The 2,744-nt window shown below is 71.2% G+C and carries 2 protein-coding genes; both read left to right on the top strand.

What is annotated here, in order from left to right:
* On the top strand, positions 1 to 1,161 hold a 1,161-nt coding region (locus FRW57_RS20060), incomplete at its 5' end, for a lysophospholipid acyltransferase family protein (protein ID WP_338055394.1).
* Positions 1,162 to 1,165: 4 nt separating this feature from the next.
* Positions 1,166 to 2,656: a lipase maturation factor family protein gene (locus tag FRW57_RS20055; RefSeq protein ID WP_338055393.1), complete on the top strand. Its 1,491-nt coding sequence runs from the start codon at positions 1,166 to 1,168 to the stop codon at positions 2,654 to 2,656.
* The last annotated feature ends 88 nt before the right edge of the window (positions 2,657 to 2,744 follow it).

Raw genomic sequence — 2,744 nt, 5'->3', positions numbered from 1 at the left:
CGCCGGCGCAGCACGCCGTTGCTGAATCCCGACCGCGACCCGGCTACGGCAGCACGGGGAGACACGACGGGCCGGGCGGGGGAGTCGGGCGCGCGCGGCACTCCCCGCGCGCCTCGCACCCGCCCGAGGCGGCCGGCCCGTCCGGCCCGCACCGTCCTCGCGCGAGACACGTCCCCTCCCGGCCCGGCCCCCACGGCCGAGAAGGGCCACCACGTGGAGGCCACCTCTGCGCCCGGGGCCGCGACATCCACCGTCGAGTCCCTGGTCACCGCCGTTGTCAGGGTGCTGCGGGCGACGGCCAGCGCCTCGGGCCTGTCCGGTGACGAGGTCGAACAGCGGGTTGCCGAGACGCTGGCCTTCCTGCGGCGCCGGCTGACCGGTGACTACGTGGTCGACGAGTTCGGCTTCGACCGGGACCTGACCGACCACGCGTTCCTGCCGCTGCTGCGACCGCTCTACCGCAACTGGTTCCGGGTCGAGGTGCGGGGCATCGAGAACATCCCCGACACCGGCAGCGCCCTGGTGGTGGCCAACCACTCCGGCACCATCGCGCTCGACTCGCTGATGACACAGGTCGCGGTGCACGACGAGCACCCGAACGGTCGCTACCTGCGGATGCTCGGTGCCGATTTGGTCTTCCAGAGCCCCGTGATCGGGGAGGTGGCCCGCAAGAGCGGGTCGACCCTCGCCACGAACGCCGACGCCGAACGGCTGCTCGCGGCCGGCGAGCTGGTCGGTGTCTGGCCGGAAGGGTTCAAGGGCATCGGCAAGCCGTTCAGCGAGCGCTACAAGCTGCAGCGCTTCGGCCGTGGCGGTTTCGTGTCCGCCGCCCTGCGCACCGGGACCCCGATCATCCCGTGCTCGATCGTGGGCGCGGAGGAGATCTATCCGATCCTGGGCAACCTCAAGACCGTCGCCCGGCTGGTGGGCGCGCCCTACGCGCCGATCACGCCGACCTTTCCCTGGTTCGGTCTGCTGGGACTGGTCCCGTTGCCCAGCAAGTGGATCATCGAGTTCGGAGCCCCGCTCGACACCGCGGCTCTGGGGCCGACGGCCGCCGATGACCCGATGCTCGTCTTCGACCTCACCGACCAGGTCCGCGAGACCATCCAGCAGACGCTCTACTCCCTGCTGCTGCAACGCCGGTCGGTCTTCTTCTAGGGCGATGCCCCCGGTGATGGACAGCCTGTCCGCCGTCGAGCCGGGGTGGTTCGTCGGCGAGGGAGGGTGGACCGGGCGGTTCCTCGTCCAACGCGGCCTGGCCGCGATCTACCTCGTCGCCTTCCTGGTTGCGGCACGCCAGTTCCGGGCCCTGCTCGGCGACCGCGGGCTGCTCCCGATCCGCGACTTCCTGCGCGTCGTGCCGTTCCGGCGGGCACCGAGCCTGTTCCACTGGCACTACTCCGACCGGGCCTTCGCCGCGGTTGCCTGGTCGGGAGTGGTGCTGGCGGCGGTCACGGTCGTCGGGCTGACCGAGAGGGCCCCGCTGCCGGTCTGCATGGCGGTCTGGGCCGTTCTGTGGGCGCTCTACCTCTCGATCGTGAACGTGGGCCAGACCTGGTACGGGTTCGGTTGGGAATCCTTGCTGCTCGAGGCCGGCTTCCTCGCGATCTTCCTGGGTGATGCGGCCACGCCGCCACCGGTGCTCGTGCTGTGGCTGCTGCGCTGGGTACTCTTCCGGCTCGAGTTCGGGGCCGGCCTGATCAAGCTGCGCGGCGACCCGTGCTGGCGGGACCTGACCTGCCTCGACTACCACCACGAGACCCAGCCCATGCCCGGCCCGCTGAGCTGGTGGTTCCACCACCTGCCCCGGCCGATGCACCGGGTCGAGGTCGCGGCCAACCACGTCACCCAGCTCGTGCTGCCCTTCGGGCTGTTCCTGCCCCAGCCCGTGTCGAGTGCGTGCGCCCTCGTCATGATCGTCACCCAGCTGTGGCTGGTGCTGAGCGGCAACTTCTCCTGGCTCAACTGGGTCGCGATCGTGCTGGCCGCCTCGGTCCTCGACGACCGGTTCGTCGGCCGCGCGCTCCATGTGGCGACGCGCGCCCCGGCGCCGAACACGGCATACGTCGTGGTGGTGGTGCTGGTCACCGCCCTGGTGGTGGGGCTCAGCTGGCGACCGGTGCGCAACCTGCTGTCCGGCAGCCAGGTGATGAACGCGAGCTTCGACCGGCTGCACCTGGTCAACACCTACGGCGCGTTCGGCAGCGTCACGCGACGCCGGTTCGAGATCGTCGTCGAGGGCACCGCCGATGCGGGGCCCGCCGAGGACGCCGTGTGGCGGGAGTACGAGTTCAAGGGCAAGCCGGGGGACCCGGGGCGCCTGCCGCGCCAGTTCGCGCCCTACCACCTGCGGCTCGACTGGCTGATGTGGTTCATCCCGCTGTCGCCGCGCTACGCCGACCCGTGGTTCGGCCGGATGCTGCGCAAGCTGCTCGAGGGCGACCGTGAACTACTGAAACTGTTGCGGCACAATCCGTTTCCCGACGAGCCGCCGGTCCGTGTGCGGGCCAGGGTCTATCGCTATCGCTTCACCACACGGCAGGAGCGGCGCGAGACGGGGGACTGGTGGCACCGCACCTATCTGCGCGATCTCGTCCCCCCGACCACCCGGCACGAGACGTGGACGCGTGCGTCGCCGCCGGCATGGTCCTGAGATCAGTGTCGGAGGCGGCGGGCTCCCGCCGAGGCCAGTGCGCCGCCGAGCGCGGTCAGCGCGAGCGCCTGCCCACCGAGCCGGGCGG

The organism is Segeticoccus rhizosphaerae (genome assembly GCF_009192725.1).
In the GTDB taxonomy this organism is placed as follows: Bacteria; Actinomycetota; Actinomycetes; order Actinomycetales; family Dermatophilaceae; genus Segeticoccus; species Segeticoccus rhizosphaerae.
The sequence above is the reverse complement of the archived record's forward strand: the minus strand, read 5'-3'. Positions and strand labels throughout refer to the sequence as shown.